Raw genomic sequence first — 12,719 nt, forward strand, 5'->3', positions numbered from 1 at the left:
ATTGATGTCCTATTTTATGCGCGATGTCATGGGGTCAGACATTGACGATCCCAATGAGGAGCAAATCCGAGAGATCGTCGCAAGCCTGGAAACGGCGACTGATGACGAACACACAGACGTGTCGTTGCAGCACGAGTCTGAATGGTGTCTCAGTGTCTTCGCAGATCGGACGTTGTGGTGGGAAAACGTCGAGGACTCCGCGGTCGCTCCTCGTCGCATCACGCTCGAATCCTGGGACAAGGTCATCGAAACCCTCCTCAAGCTCTCCCGGGGAGACATTGAGGGTGTGAATCAGCTCGATTGGCAGGAGTGACCGAGAGAAGTCCACGGGCGGTATCCGCCTCGAATTCGATAACGCCGCGACGGTCCCCGTGCAGACGGCCGCCGAGTTCGCAGAGGGGACGGCAAGTGAGGCCGCACAAGGCCCCTGGAGGCGTCCCGGTTGCAGGTGGCGTTGGCCCTCGACCCGGCAGGTGTCCCGCTGCATCCTCACAGTCGCAGCCACGCTGGGCGGCTACGTGCCGGACGGCCCGGCCACGACCGGTGCAGCGACGGTGATCGGCGTGGGCTTGGCCCGACCGAGCTGGCGCGGCCGCCCCTGACGCAGCCGGCACTTTGTTCGCGTAACGCACCTCTGCTGCCGCGAGCTGCGCGAACACCAATCTCGCCTGGTCTCAGTTCCGGTCTCATTCACCCCCGTCCGGCACCGTCCGGGAGTTCCTGCCTGTGCCAGCCAACCGCAGGTCAGAACACCCAGGACCGCCGGACGAACATTTGGAAAGCGTGTTGGGGGCAACCCCTCACGAGTTCGAATCTCGTATCCTCCGCACTCGCCCGTCAGGGCAGACGAAGGCCCCGACCGCTCAGCGGTCGGGGCCTTCGTCGTCGCGTGGCCTGCCCGGCCCCCGCCCCCCGGCTCCCTCAGCCCACAGCCGGACGTCCCGGTGGGCGGTTACACCGTCTGGCGGGGCGATTCCCCCTTCTGCTGCGACCAAATAGCGCAATGAGCCTTTCCGAAGGAGTGGCCCGGGCGTCTTCGGCTCCACACAGCGAGGCGCGAGGGAAAGAATCGCCACAAATGCTTCCCCGACATGGGGCAGCACGGACATTCGACCCGAAGGCAGAAATGATCAAGAAGGTTATTACCTGCGCGGCCGTTGTTGCCGCCGCCATGGCAGTCGGTACGAGCTCGGCCGCTGCCTGCGACCGCGACGGTGGCGACCGTAAGCACCGCTTCAGCGCCGAGTGGAGTGGCGGGAACTTCGACATCCTCAAGTCCTCGTCCGGCACCGGAATCTTCAGCGGCTCGGGGCACCACGGCGAAATCCATGGTCACCGCTGAGTAGTCGCCGTACTGCTCAGCTCTCCACGGGACGTTTTCATCAACCGTGAAGAGCCGACGGCACAAAAGAAATAACGCAGAAACAAACGCCGGGGCCGCTGTTGAAAAACAGCGGCCCCGGTGTCCGTGGTAGGGCCTCGCCTACCGCCGGACTGCGTCGGCGTCAGTCGATGACGGCGCCAAGGATGGGCAGCGCGGGAGCGGCCGAGTCGTCCTTGACCTTGGAGCCCTGACGGATCTCGTTGCACTGGAACGCACGGGCCTCGTCCAGCACCTCGATGGTCAGGACGTCGATGTCCTGGATGGTCGGGCAGACGTCACGGATGATCTCGATGTTCTGCGAGTAGTGCCCGTGAACCTCCTCGTCGGCCATGGCCGGGGTGACGGCCATGCCAGTGGCGGTCAGCGTCAGCATCGAGCCGGCGAGAATCTTCTTGGCGTTCATTGTTATGTGCCTTCCTTGCGTCCGGGTAGCTGTGGCGCTTTCAGTAGGCGCCGACAGATTCACTAACTGTCCCGCGGCAGCCGGGGTTCCGACCCGCTAAAGTCATTCACTCTTTTGCAGCAACCAGTGCCCGCGCTCACTGTGTCCTATTAACTGGCCGCACATGCGCAATGGGCCCCGGGCGCGCGGTCGTACCGCGAGCCCGAGGCCCATTTCCCTCTACAAAGGGTAATTACAAGAGCGCCACAGGGGAGCCCGAGCTGTTTAGTTGACCACCTGGCCGAGGAGCGGCAGCGCGGGAGCGGACGAGCTGTCGATGACCTTCGACTTCTGACGGATCTCGTTGCACTGGAAGGCACGAGCCTCGTCCAGCACCTCGATGGTGAGAACGTCGATGTCCTGGATCGTCGGGCAGATGTCGCGGATGATCTCGATGTTCTGCGAGTAGTGACCGTGGACTTCCTCGTCGGCCATGGCCGGAGTAACGGCCATGCCGGTGGCGGTCAGCGTCAGCATGGAACCGGCGACAATCTTCTTCACACTCATGGTGTGTACCTTCCTAGCATTAGTGGGCGTCTCCCAGTGAGTGCGCCAGCACCAGCAATAACGGCGGTCGCCGCCATCACGTTTCTGCACGGAGGCCATAATCACCCGGTTACCGCAACGATAGGCCTATTGAACATCGCGTCATCACACTTTTGGACAGTGTGAGCGTGCAATTGGGTGAAAGGGCATCCGGGCACGCAACCTCTGACCACGTTCGACGGTTGGGTCCCGCGTCGGCACCCGGACCGGGTGCTAAGTCATCCGGGAAGGAGTGCTCAGAATATGAACTCGAAGAACAAGAAGGTGCTGGCGGGGACGATGCTGACCCTGGCGGCCACGGGCATGGCGGTCACGCCGGCCTCGGCCGACGAGTCCGTACACGGCCACTACTCGCAGAGCATCGAGGTCATTCGGGACATCTGCCCGACCATCCAGGACATCGACGTCCTGACCATCGAGGTGCTGGACCAGGCTCGCGCCTTCCAGTGCAACGAGATCCGTCAGAAGTCGAAGTACATCGACCAGTCGGCCGCGCCCGCGCTGCCGCTCCTGGGTGCGGTCCACAACTGAGACCCTTCCCTGCGTCTCGGCTTCCGCTCCACGAGATGAAGCACCGGAATTCGCCAGGTGGTACGCGTATGTCAGCGGCACTGTGAGGGTGACCACTGCCCGGTGAAAACGGTACGGACCTTGTGACGCGGAACAGTGATTGCCCCGGGAGGTGACGGTTTCCGTCGCCTCCCGGGGCAAAGCTGTGTGCGCCCGAAGAAAGGGTGAAGTCCGAACAGAAACACCGAATAGAAACAGATGATGCCCCCGGAGAGATGCCTTCGGGGGCATCGTCGCCGCATTCCGTCAGGTGCGGACCCTGCGTACCGGCACGAGGCAGCGGGCGCTGGTCGGCACCATCTGCTCGTCGGAGACGAACGCACGCAGCTGCTCCGCGCCGACCGGCTTTCCCTGCACGGCTTCGGGCCACGGGCGCAGCGCGCACATCAGGTAGGCCGAGCCGCTCTCGTAGGCCGCCTTCTGCCACTGCGGGGAGACCGGGCACTGGACGTGCAGGAAAGGCAGGCTGAGCACCGCCTGTTCGGCCTCCACCAACAGTGAGACCGAGCTGCGAGTCTCCCGGGTCAGGTCCGTCACGTTCTCACCGATCGGGAGGCCGGCCTTCTCCAGCTCGGCCCGCAGCGCCTTCGTGCCCGCCTCGGGGCCCTCGCGGCCGTCCCCGCGCGAACACACCAGCAGGAACGGCGTCACAGGGCCGCCGGAGTCAGGTGCGGGTTCGTTGGCCCACGGGACGATGATGAGGGTGCCCAGGAGGGAGCCCTGCTTCTCTGGCGTTACGGCGGTGGAAGAGGTCATGCCCGCGGATGCTAGTGGCGCCTTCCTGGTTGTTCGGGTGCGTTTACACCCGTTCGGCCCATGCCCGGGGGGCTGATTCCCCCGGCCGGGTAACCGGGACCGCGGACCGCACCGGCACCGCAGGCGTGCGCGGCGGGAACCAGGGGTACTCAGCCACGGCCCTTTCGTAAAGACGAGCGCCGGTGGGCGCGGGAGCTGAACCGTTATGACACATGGATGCTCGGTGGTGGATCTGGTGCTGTCCGCCACCAAGGAGCGGCCCGAGGAACTGCCCCGGCGACTGTGCCGGGCGCTGTGCGAGGGGCTGCCCGCCGACGGCGCCAGCCTGGCCTTTCTGACCGAGACCCCTTACCGGCAGCTGCTCCACGCCACGGACCCGCTGACGCTGCGTCTGGAGGAGCTCCAGTTCCTTGCGGACGAGGGGCCCTGCGTGAGCGCAGCGGTCAGCGGCAAGCCGCTCCTGGTCGAGGATTTCAGGCGTCCGCTGACGCGCTGGCCGTTGTTCGAAGCCGCCATGGCGGACGAGCTGGGGGAAGTCGGGGCCGTCCACATCCTTCCCCTGACCTTCGACGACAAGGTCTTCGGGACGGTGGAGCTCATGCGCCGCGACCCGGTCTCTCTGGAGTACGACGCGACGGACAGGGAGATGGTCCGGCAGGCGGAAGCGGCCGCGCGGGCCGTTTCCCGGGTCATGCTGCCCTCCTTCTGGCGGCTGCTCGCCCACGGCGAACTGCCGCGGTGGAAGCCGTCCGACCAGATCGCCACCCACTGGGGCACCACCCATCAGGCCAGCGACAGGCTCGCCGCCCACCTGGACATCTCCTCCGAGGAAGCTCTGGCGCGCCTGCGGGCCTCCGCCTTCGTCACCGGACGCCCCCTTCCGGATATAGCCCGCGAGATCAACGACATGCCCTCCGGTGGCCCCTTTTGGCCCTCGCGGTGAGCCGGCCGGGGCACTGTTCGACGTAGGCCCGTACAACTCTCGTGGCAACCCGTGCGGCAACCCTTGTGGTGAGCCCGTACAACCCTGGTGCCCCACCGAAGGTCTTCTGTGCGCCGACGCGCCATGTGCACGGCCCGCCCGCCCCGCTCAGTCGCAGGAGAACCGCATGCCCCAGAAGTTCCGTATGGCCCTGGCCTGTGCCGCCACGGCCGCTCTGACCGGATCGCTGCTCGCCGCCGTATCGGCTCCGGCCGGGGCGGCGCCCGGCGCGGGGGGACCGGATACGCGCCGACTTCAACGGCGACGGCTACGGCGACCTCGCGATCTCCGCTCCCCTGGCCAAGGTCTCGGGGAAGTCCGGCGCCGGCCAGGTCTCCGTCGTGTACGGCACCGCCGCGGGCCTCGACACCACCAAGCGGAGCCTGATCAATCAGGCGACCGCGGGCATCCCCGGCACTCCGGAGAGCGGCGACTACTTCGGCGACCGGATCACCACCGGCGATCTCGACGACGACGGTTACACCGACCTGATCGTCGGCGTGCACGGCGAGCGCATCGGGAGCACCGACGACTTCGGCGCGCTCACCGTGGTCTGGGGCGGCGCGAGCGGGCTCGGCGCGGGCACCGACATCTCCTCGCCCCTGCCGGAGTACCGCAACGAACTGGGCTGGTCCGTGGCCGCAGGTGACTTCGACGGCGACGGCACGACCGACCTGGCGGCCGCCAACAACGCCTCGCCCGGGCTCACCATCTTCAAGGGCCCCGTCTCCCGGACCGGCAAGGCGGCGGCGCTCACCGGCGTCGACACCTCCGAGGCGACCGGCATCAACACCGACAAGATCATCGCCGGGGACGTCGACGGTGACGCGGCCACCGACCTGCTGGTCATGGGCCAGGAGGAGACGAGCGGCGGCGGGTACCGCACGCGCAGCGTCCTCTACCGGGGCGGTACGACGCCCAAGCCGGCCGGCAAGGTCGCGGGCGGTTACGCCGCGACGATCGCCGACATCGACAAGGACGGCTTCGGGGACATCGTCACCGGCAACTTCATGGAGAAGTCGACGGACGAGCCGAACGGCGGCCCCGGCGGCGCGGTCACCGTCACCTACGGCAGCGCGACCGGCCTGAGCACCCGCACCCCGGTGCGCGTCACCCAGGACACAGCGGGCGTGCCCGGCGCCGCGGAGAAGGGGGACGCCTTCGGCTGGAGCCTGGCCGCGGGCGACACGAACGGTGACGGCTACGCCGACATCGCGGTCGGCGCGGCCTCCGAGACGCTGGGCTCCGCGAAGAAGGCCGGTTCGGTCGTCGTCCTGCGCGGCTCGGCGGGCGGTGTGACCGGTACGGGTTCGAAGGCGTTCTCGCAGAACACCTCGGGTGTGCCCGGCACCGCGGAGACATCGGACTTCTTCGGCGGCTCGGTGGAGCTCGCGGACGCCGACGGCAACGGCCGGGCCGAGCTCGTCGCGGGGGCGTACGGGGAGAACGACGGCGCCGGTGCCGTGTGGCTGTTCAAGAGCACCTCTTCCGGGATCACCGCGACCGGTTCGAAGTCGGTCAGCGGCCCGGGTCTCGGCGGGCCGTCGGGCACGTCGTACTTCGGTGATGTGCTCCGGGGCTGAGGCCGGCTGCCGGGGGCGGTGGCGCTGCGGGCGCCTTCGCGCCTCGCCTCCACCGTGGTGCCGCCGGGGCCGGGCCGTTGTCAGTGGCCGCTGACAGAATCGGGGGAGTCGATCAGGAGGCCCGGCATGGCAGTTCTCGACGCGGACGATCCGCGGGCCGTCGCGGTGACCGCGGCAATCCGCTCCGGTGACGTTCCCGCGCTCCAGGAGCTCCTCAGCGCGCATAAGGGCCTCGCCGCCTCGTGGATCAGGCGGGAGGGCGAGGCCGCGGGGACGCGCTCCCTGCTGCACATCGCCACGGACTGGCCCGGGCACTTGCCCGCGGGGCCCGAGGTCATCGGCGTCCTCGTCGCGGCCGGCGCCGACCCCGGCGCCCGCTTCGTCGGCGCCCACTCCGAGACGCCGCTGCACTGGGCGGCCTCCAACGACGACGTCGCGGCGATCGACGCCCTTGTCGCGGCCGGTGCGGACATCGAGGCGGACGGCGCCGTCATCGGGGGCGGCACGCCGCTGGCCGACGCGCGTGGGTTCGGCCAGTGGCGGGCGGCGCGGCGGCTGCTGGAGCACGGGGCGCGGACGACCCTGATGGACGAGGCGACGCTCGGGCTGCTCGACCGCGTCCGGGCCCGCGTGACGGCGGATCCGCCGCCTGACGCCGACGACCTGGATGGGGCTTTCTGGGGCGCCTGCCAGGGTGGGCAACTGTCCACGGCCCGGCTGCTCCTTGAGCGGGGCGCCGCGCTCGACCGGGCCGGGTACGAGGGCCTGACGCCACTGGACATCGCGGTCGCGGTGGCCGCCGACGACGTCGTGACGTGGCTGCGGGGGCAGGGCGCGAGGGCGGGGGCGGAGCTGTGACGTCATGGGGGCATCCGGGGGTGGCGACGCGGCTGTGACGTCATGGGGACATCCGGGGGTGGCGACGCGGCTGTGACGTCATGGGGACATCCGGGGGTGGCGACGCCGCTGTGACGTCATGGGGGCACCCTGGGAGGGCGACGCGGGGCACTCACACCCGGCGCCGTCAGCCGCACTTGACGTATGTGGGGTGCAGGCAGTGCTCGGGTGGGCCGTCACAGGTCCGGGATCGGCTGGTCGCGCTTCGTCGGGGGTTCCGGGTTCGCCGCCGCCACCGTCTCGCCCTGTCCCGGTAGTTCGCGCCGCCTGCGTACAGGTGAGAGGAACACCGGCAGGAACGCCACCGCCATGATCACGCCGCCCGTCCACAGCGCGCCCCGCACCGAGGTGATCTCACCGACCAGGCCGGACACCGCGGCGCCGACCGCGAGGGCACCGCTGAGCAGGAAGCGGAACGTGGCGTTCATACGGCCGAGGAGGGCGTCGGACGTCATCCGCTGCCGCAGGCTCACCCCGAGGACGTTGTCCATGCCCGTCTTGAACAGGGCAAGCAGCCACCCGGCGCCCGCGACGTACAGCCACGGCCCGCGGTCGACGAGCGGTACGAGCAGCCCCGCGGGGGCCAGGCACAGCCCCGCGAGGCCGAGCGTGCGGCCGTAGCCGACGCGCGCCGCCACGGCCCGGGCGCACCGCGCGCCGAGCAGCAGCCCGACGCCGCCCGCCGCCCAGAACAGGCCCAACGCCGCTGGAGTCAGGCCGAGTTCGGCGACGAAGAGCACCGGAAGCATGGTGTTCACGATCTGCGAGCCGAGGTTGCTGAGAGAGGCGGTGAGGGCCAGGGCCCGCAGCTCCTTGTTGCCGAGGACGTGCCGCAGCCCTTCGGCGATCTGCGCGCCGAGATGCGGTCGCGCACCGCGCGGGACGGGCTTCGGCGCGGCGTCGCCGCCCCGTACGGCGGTGAGCCGCGCCGCCGAGGCCAGATAGCTGACGGCGGTGCACACCAGGGCGACCGGCGCGGTGAGCAGCGCCAGGAGGCCGCCGCCCGCGCCGCGCCCCGCGACATTGCCCGCGGCCATCAGGGTCACCATGGCCGCGTTGGCCCGCACCAGGCCGCCGCGGCCCACCAGTTGGGGCAGCACGCTCTGGGAGCCGACATCGAAGAAGACGGTGGCGCAGCCGTTCAGGAGCACGACCGCGTAGAGCTGGCCGAGCGTGAGGCACTCCAGCCACCAGGCCAGCGGCACGGTGGCGTACAGCGACCCTCGTACGAGATCCGCCGCGATCAGCACGCGGCGGTGTCGCATCCGGTCGACCCAGGCGCCCGCTGGCAGACCGATGAGCAGGAAGGCGGCCATGCTCAGGGTCGCCAGGGCGCCGACCTGGCCGGGGCGCGCGTCCAGCGCGGTCACGGCGACGATCGGGACGGCCACGTAACCGATGTTGGTGCCGAGCTGGCTGAGCGCGGTGGCGCTGAACAGGACGCGGAAGTCGGCTATCCGCCAAGGGGATGCGGAGGAGTTCTGCACACCAGGTTCCATTCGTCCTTCTCGTCTCGTTTCTCGTCTCGTTTCTCGTCTCGTTTCTCGTCCTGCCGCTCGTCCCGCTTCCCGTCTCGCCCTTTGTGCCGGGTCAGCCCCACCACCCCGAGCACCACGGCCATGCCCACGAGGACCCACGGCCCGACCTCCTCGCCGAGCACGAGAGCGCCGAGGGCGACCGAGACGACCGAGACGACCGGCAGAAGATAGCCGACGGTGGCGGCGGCGGTGGGCCCCTCGTCCGCGATGAGGCGGGAGTTGAGGTGGAAGGTGACGCCGGTGCCGAGCGTGCCGAGGACGACGAGGCCGCGCGGGCCAGCGCGAGCAGGACGGCGGTGCCGAGCGCGCACCGAATGATCGTCAGGTGCAGCGGGGCGAGGCCGCCGCTGAGCGCGATCTGATCCAGAGGAAGCCGGAGCCCCAGAGGAGGGCGAGTACGGCCATGCGGACGAGGGTGGCGCGGGGGCCGCTGAGCATGGCTGCTCCTCCTGTGTCCTTCGGGGGCCACGGTTCCTGCTCAGTACGGTCTCGTTGCCGCGGCTGTAAGACAAGCGAAAAGTTCTGGAGCCAGAATTAAGCTCCGCTGCACACTGGGGGCATGCTCGACATGCGGCGGATGCAGATCCTGCGGGCGGTGGTCACCAGCGGCTCGGTCACCGCGGCCGCCCGGAACCTCGGCTACACCCCCTCGGCCGTGAGCCAGCAGATGGCGGCCCTGGAGAAGGAAGCGGGCATCACGCTCCTCGACCGGACCGGCCGCGGGGTGCGGCCCACGGACGCGGGGCGCCTGCTCACGGAGTACGCGACGGTCATCGGACGCCACGCCGCCGAGGCGGAGACCGCGCTCGCCGAGCTGCGGGCCGGGCGGACGGGACGCGTCTCCATGCGGTACTTCACCACGGCCGGGGCGCCCCTCGTGGTGCCGGCGATCGCCGCGCTGCGCCGCGAACAGCCCGGCGTACAGGTGGAGTTGCGGCTCTTCGAACCGGACGATCCGGTACTGGAGGTGAAGGCGCGGCAGGCCGACCTGGCGCTGGTGGTCAGGGAGCGGGGCCGGGCGGCGGTGGACGGCATCCGGTTCGTGCACCTGCTGGACGACCGCTACCGCGCGGTGCTCCCGCCGGGCCACCGGCTCGCGGAACGGTCGGTCATCGACCTGAGTGACCTCGCCGAGGAGCCCTGGGTCGCGGGCGAGACGCCGGGCCCCTGCCTGGACCCGGTGCTCGACGCCTGCGCGGCGGCCGGCTTCACCCCGGACTTCGTGGTGGAGAGCGGGGACTACGCCACGGCCCAGGGCTTCGTCGCCGCCGGCCTCGGCGTCAGCCTGGTGCCCGAACTGGGCCTGGCCGCCGGGCTCCGCCGTCCCGACGTGGTCATACGTGAGGTCAGGAACCCGGAGCCGGTCAGGGTGATCCAGGCGGCGGTAAGGGCAGGGACGACACCGGTGCACCCGGCGCTGCGGGCGCTGTTGGAGGCGCTGCGGGTGGCGGCTTCGGGAACGGGGACGGGGACGGCACCTGGCGCGGAGGCGGAGGCCTAAGGCAGTGTGCCCGTACCGTCGGTGGTGGGGGTGCCGGAATTCGCGCGCGCATTCGTGCCGGACGTGTCGGGGGCGGGTGGGCCCGCGTAACAGCGCAAGGTCACCCGCTGCCCGGGGCCCCACTCCCGCTCGACGACGGCCAGCAGTTCCCAGCCCAGGCGTTCGTAGAGCGCGGCGGCCGAGGTGTCGGAGGACACCACGTCCAGCACGGGGTGCAGGCCGTGTGCGCGCGCCTCCCGCACCGCCCGCCCCATCAGCAGCGCGCCGATGCCGTGGCCGCGGGCGTCCGGCGCCACGTAAAGACGGCTGACCACCGCCGCCGCCTCGGCGGCCACGCCCGCCCGCTCGCTCCACAGCCCCGGAGCCGCGTCGTCCGGCGCGCTCCGGGACAGGCTCACGTGCCCGACGACGCGCCCATCGAGCTCGGCCACCCAGGCGCCGAGCGCGGCGGCTCCGAGCAGCCATGGGCCGGGTTCCAAGGGCCAGTTGACAGGGTAGCCGTCGGCCTTGTGGACCTGGGCGAGGACGCCGACGCACGCCTCCAGGTCCGGCTCACCGGCACGCTCCCGTATGCGGAGGACCGGGGGGCCGTCGGACGCCTCGGCGACACGTTCTCGTCTCATCGGAGCATGGAAGCACAGCCGGGCGCGCGAGAGGGCGGGGACGACGGAGGCCCACGTGCGGAAGTCCGCACGCTCGTGCGAAGCCTCAGGCCAGGCCGACCAACTCCCGGTAGTCGGGGCTCCACAGATCCTCCGACCCGTCCGGGAGCAGCAGCACGCGGTCCGGGCGCAGCGCGTCGATGGCACCCTCATCGTGCGTGACCATCACGATCGCCCCGGGATACGTGCCCACGGCGGCGAGGACCTCGTCCCTGGACGCCGGGTCGAGGTTGTTGGTGGGCTCGTCGAGGAGCAGGACGTTCGCACCCGAGTGGACGAGCCCGGCCAGCGCGAGCCGCGTCTTCTCGCCACCGGACAGGACGGCTGCCGGCTTGTCGGCGTCGTCGCCGCCGAACAGGAACGACCCCAGAACCCGCCGCACCTCACCATCGGTCAGCTGCGGTGCCGCGCCCGCCAGGTTCTCCCGTACGGTCTGCGCGCCCTCCAGGGTGTCGTGCTCCTGCGCGAAGTAGCCGAGCCGCAGCCCTGGCCCCGCCACGACGCGCCCCTCGTCCGGGAGTTCCCGCCCGGCGAGGAGCCGCAGCAGCGTGGTCTTGCCCGCGCCGTTGAGGCCGAGGACGACCAGGCGGCTGCCCCGGTCGACGGCCAGGTCGACGCCCGTGAGGACGCGCTGGGAGCCGTACGACTTGGTGAGGCTGATCGCGCCCAGCGGCATCCGGCCGCACGGCGCGGGTTCGGGCAGCCGGATGCGCGCCACCTTCTCGCCGCGCCGCACCGGCTCCGTACCGGCGAGCATGCGTTCGGCACGCCGGTCCATGTTCTTCGCGGCGGTGGCCGTCGCCACGTGGGAGCGCATCTTGTCGGCCTGGGCGCGCAGCGAGGCGGCCTTGCGCTCGGCGTTGGCGCGTTCGCGCGTACGACGCCGCTCGTCCGCCGCACGCTGGGTGAGGTAGGTGTGCCAGCCGGTGTTGTGCAGGTCGACGGCGGCGCGCCGCGGGTCGAGGTGGAAGACGCGGTTCACGGTGTCGGCGAGGAGCCCGGTGTCGTGGCTGATGAGCACGAGACCGCCGGGATACGAGGCAAGATACCCGCGCAGCCAGCCCACGGAGTCGGCGTCGAGGTGGTTGGTCGGCTCGTCGAGGAGCAGCGTGTCGTGCCGCGAGAAGAGAATCCTGGCGAGTTCCACGCGACGCCGCTGACCGCCCGACAGCTCGCCGACGGGCCGGTGCAGGGCACGCTCGGGCAGCCCGAGCCCGGCGGCGACCCGGGCGGCCTCCGCCTCGGCGGCGTAACCGCCGTGCGCCTGGAAACGGTCGTCGGCGCGGGCGTAGGCGGCCATGGCCCGCTCCTGCGCGGCCGGGCCCGCGGCGTCCGCCATGGCGGCCTCGGCGGTACGCAGGGCCGCGACCGCCTCGTCGAGGCCGCGGGCGGACAGGACGCGGTCGATGACGGTGACGGCGGGGTCGGCGGCGCGCGGGTCCTGGGCGAGGTGGCCGACGGAGCCGGTGCGGGTGATGGTGCCGGCGGCGGGGGCTTCCTGCCCCGCGAGGATCTTCATGAGGGTGGTCTTGCCGGCGCCGTTGCGGCCGACCAGGCCGATGCGGTCGCCGGGGGCGATGTGGAAGGAGGCGCCGGACAGCAGGGGCCGGGCGCCGACGCGTACGTCGATGCCTCGTACGGTGATCATGGGGTAACGCTCCGCAATAGCGAATGGACACACGGGTGGCGTGAGAGCGGGTGTCCTGGCTAGGAGATGCGGGGCGTAGACATGCCTTCGAGGTTAGCGGCGGCCGGGGTGCCGCCGCACGGCGTTTTTTACGGGTGGTTCCCGGAGCGCCTTCCGCGGCGGGTGGCGCTCCGGGGCTCTGCGGGCCTGCGGGCTCTCCTGGGAGGCGGC

The 12,719-nt window shown here is 70.5% G+C and carries 14 protein-coding genes and 1 pseudogene; 8 read left to right on the plus strand and 7 right to left on the minus strand.

Features of this window, described 5'->3' with window-relative positions; genetic code table 11:
• Nucleotides 1-4 precede the first annotated feature (4 nt).
• Together ACOBQB_RS27870 and ACOBQB_RS27875 are read left to right on the plus strand one after the other, a co-directional pair.
• On the plus strand, nt 5-313 hold the full coding sequence (locus ACOBQB_RS27870) for a hypothetical protein (RefSeq protein ID WP_423595356.1): 309 nt from the start codon (nt 5-7) through the stop codon (nt 311-313).
• Between the two features lie 813 nt (nt 314-1,126).
• On the plus strand, nt 1,127-1,342 hold the full coding sequence (locus ACOBQB_RS27875) for a hypothetical protein (protein WP_423595358.1): 216 nt from the start codon (nt 1,127-1,129) through the stop codon (nt 1,340-1,342).
• A 163-nt stretch (nt 1,343-1,505) separates the two neighbouring features.
• Here ACOBQB_RS27875 and ACOBQB_RS27880 read toward each other — a convergent pair whose 3' ends face one another.
• Both ACOBQB_RS27880 and ACOBQB_RS27885 read right to left on the minus strand, forming a co-directional pair.
• The gene (locus tag ACOBQB_RS27880; protein WP_423595360.1) at nt 1,506-1,787 is read right to left on the minus strand and encodes a hypothetical protein; all 282 of its coding nucleotides are present in this window, start codon (nt 1,785-1,787) and stop codon (nt 1,506-1,508) included.
• Between the two features lie 264 nt (nt 1,788-2,051).
• On the minus strand, nt 2,052-2,333 hold the full coding sequence (locus tag ACOBQB_RS27885) for a hypothetical protein (protein ID WP_423595362.1): 282 nt from the start codon (nt 2,331-2,333) through the stop codon (nt 2,052-2,054).
• A 282-nt stretch (nt 2,334-2,615) separates the two neighbouring features.
• Here ACOBQB_RS27885 and ACOBQB_RS27890 point away from each other — a divergent pair, with 282 nt between their 5' ends.
• On the plus strand, nt 2,616-2,903 hold the full coding sequence (locus tag ACOBQB_RS27890; RefSeq protein ID WP_423595364.1) for a hypothetical protein: 288 nt from the start codon (nt 2,616-2,618) through the stop codon (nt 2,901-2,903).
• Between the two features lie 285 nt (nt 2,904-3,188).
• Here the strand turns inward: ACOBQB_RS27890 and ACOBQB_RS27895 are convergent, their stop codons facing one another.
• Entirely contained in the window at nt 3,189-3,698 is a 510-nt protein-coding gene (locus ACOBQB_RS27895) for a DUF5949 family protein (RefSeq protein ID WP_423595366.1), read from the minus strand.
• Between the two features lie 223 nt (nt 3,699-3,921).
• Between ACOBQB_RS27895 and ACOBQB_RS27900 the strand changes: the two genes are divergently transcribed.
• The 4 genes and pseudogenes from ACOBQB_RS27900 to ACOBQB_RS27915 all read left to right on the plus strand — a co-directional run bounded on the left by ACOBQB_RS27900 (nt 3,922) and on the right by ACOBQB_RS27915 (nt 7,121).
• Entirely contained in the window at nt 3,922-4,641 is a 720-nt protein-coding gene (locus ACOBQB_RS27900) for a GAF and ANTAR domain-containing protein (RefSeq protein ID WP_423595368.1), read from the plus strand.
• A 281-nt stretch (nt 4,642-4,922) separates the two neighbouring features.
• A pseudogene (locus tag ACOBQB_RS27905) lies at nt 4,923-5,012 on the plus strand (integrin alpha); the annotation flags it as partial.
• A 9-nt stretch (nt 5,013-5,021) separates the two neighbouring features.
• Nucleotides 5,022-6,263 (plus strand): FG-GAP and VCBS repeat-containing protein, encoded by a 1,242-nt coding sequence (locus ACOBQB_RS27910; RefSeq protein WP_423595370.1) that lies wholly within the window; start codon nt 5,022-5,024, stop codon nt 6,261-6,263.
• A 126-nt stretch (nt 6,264-6,389) separates the two neighbouring features.
• Nucleotides 6,390-7,121, plus strand: a complete 732-nt coding sequence (locus ACOBQB_RS27915) for an ankyrin repeat domain-containing protein (protein ID WP_423595372.1) — start codon at nt 6,390-6,392, stop codon at nt 7,119-7,121.
• Nucleotides 7,122-7,336: 215 nt separating this feature from the next.
• Here ACOBQB_RS27915 and ACOBQB_RS27920 read toward each other — a convergent pair whose 3' ends face one another.
• Both ACOBQB_RS27920 and ACOBQB_RS27925 read right to left on the minus strand, forming a co-directional pair.
• Nucleotides 7,337-8,647, minus strand: a complete 1,311-nt coding sequence (locus ACOBQB_RS27920) for an MFS transporter (protein WP_423595374.1) — start codon at nt 8,645-8,647, stop codon at nt 7,337-7,339.
• Nucleotides 8,614-9,009 (minus strand): EamA family transporter, encoded by a 396-nt coding sequence (locus ACOBQB_RS27925; RefSeq protein ID WP_423595376.1) that lies wholly within the window; start codon nt 9,007-9,009, stop codon nt 8,614-8,616. Before ACOBQB_RS27925 ends, ACOBQB_RS27920 begins: the two co-directional genes overlap by 34 nt.
• Before the next feature lie 248 nt (nt 9,010-9,257).
• On the opposite strand from ACOBQB_RS27925, the gene ACOBQB_RS27930 reads away from it, so the two are divergent.
• Nucleotides 9,258-10,199 (plus strand): LysR family transcriptional regulator, encoded by a 942-nt coding sequence (locus tag ACOBQB_RS27930; RefSeq protein ID WP_423595378.1) that lies wholly within the window; start codon nt 9,258-9,260, stop codon nt 10,197-10,199.
• On the opposite strand, the gene ACOBQB_RS27935 is transcribed toward ACOBQB_RS27930, so the two are convergent.
• Nucleotides 10,196-10,822: a GNAT family N-acetyltransferase gene (locus ACOBQB_RS27935; RefSeq protein ID WP_423595380.1), complete on the minus strand. Its 627-nt coding sequence runs from the start codon at nt 10,820-10,822 to the stop codon at nt 10,196-10,198. The genes ACOBQB_RS27930 and ACOBQB_RS27935 overlap by 4 nt on opposite strands.
• Before the next feature lie 85 nt (nt 10,823-10,907).
• Nucleotides 10,908-12,509 carry an ABC-F family ATP-binding cassette domain-containing protein gene (locus ACOBQB_RS27940; protein WP_423595382.1) on the minus strand — a complete coding sequence of 534 codons (1,602 nt, stop codon included), beginning with the start codon at nt 12,507-12,509 and terminating at the stop codon, nt 10,908-10,910.
• Nucleotides 12,510-12,719 lie beyond the last annotated feature (210 nt).

The sequence above is a fragment of the Streptomyces sp. G5(2025) genome (assembly GCF_049542075.1).
Classification (GTDB): Bacteria; Actinomycetota; Actinomycetes; order Streptomycetales; family Streptomycetaceae; genus Streptomyces.

Bases quoted from the DNA above. Each gene is read 5' to 3' on its own strand.
- ACOBQB_RS27880 (WP_423595360.1), bottom strand. From the start codon at position 1,787: ATGAACGCCAAGAAGATTCTCGCCGGCTCGATGCTGACGCTGACCGCC.
- ACOBQB_RS27930 (WP_423595378.1), top strand. From the start codon at position 9,258: ATGCTCGACATGCGGCGGATGCAGATCCTGCGGGCGGTGGTCACCAGC.
- ACOBQB_RS27915 (WP_423595372.1), top strand. From the start codon at position 6,390: ATGGCAGTTCTCGACGCGGACGATCCGCGGGCCGTCGCGGTGACCGCG.
- ACOBQB_RS27895 (WP_423595366.1), bottom strand. From the start codon at position 3,698: ATGACCTCTTCCACCGCCGTAACGCCAGAGAAGCAGGGCTCCCTCCTG.
- ACOBQB_RS27935 (WP_423595380.1), bottom strand. From the start codon at position 10,822: ATGAGACGAGAACGTGTCGCCGAGGCGTCCGACGGCCCCCCGGTCCTC.
- ACOBQB_RS27890 (WP_423595364.1), top strand. From the start codon at position 2,616: ATGAACTCGAAGAACAAGAAGGTGCTGGCGGGGACGATGCTGACCCTG.
- ACOBQB_RS27870 (WP_423595356.1), top strand. From the start codon at position 5: ATGTCCTATTTTATGCGCGATGTCATGGGGTCAGACATTGACGATCCC.
- ACOBQB_RS27875 (WP_423595358.1), top strand. From the start codon at position 1,127: ATGATCAAGAAGGTTATTACCTGCGCGGCCGTTGTTGCCGCCGCCATG.
- ACOBQB_RS27885 (WP_423595362.1), bottom strand. From the start codon at position 2,333: ATGAGTGTGAAGAAGATTGTCGCCGGTTCCATGCTGACGCTGACCGCC.
- ACOBQB_RS27940 (WP_423595382.1), bottom strand. From the start codon at position 12,509: ATGATCACCGTACGAGGCATCGACGTACGCGTCGGCGCCCGGCCCCTG.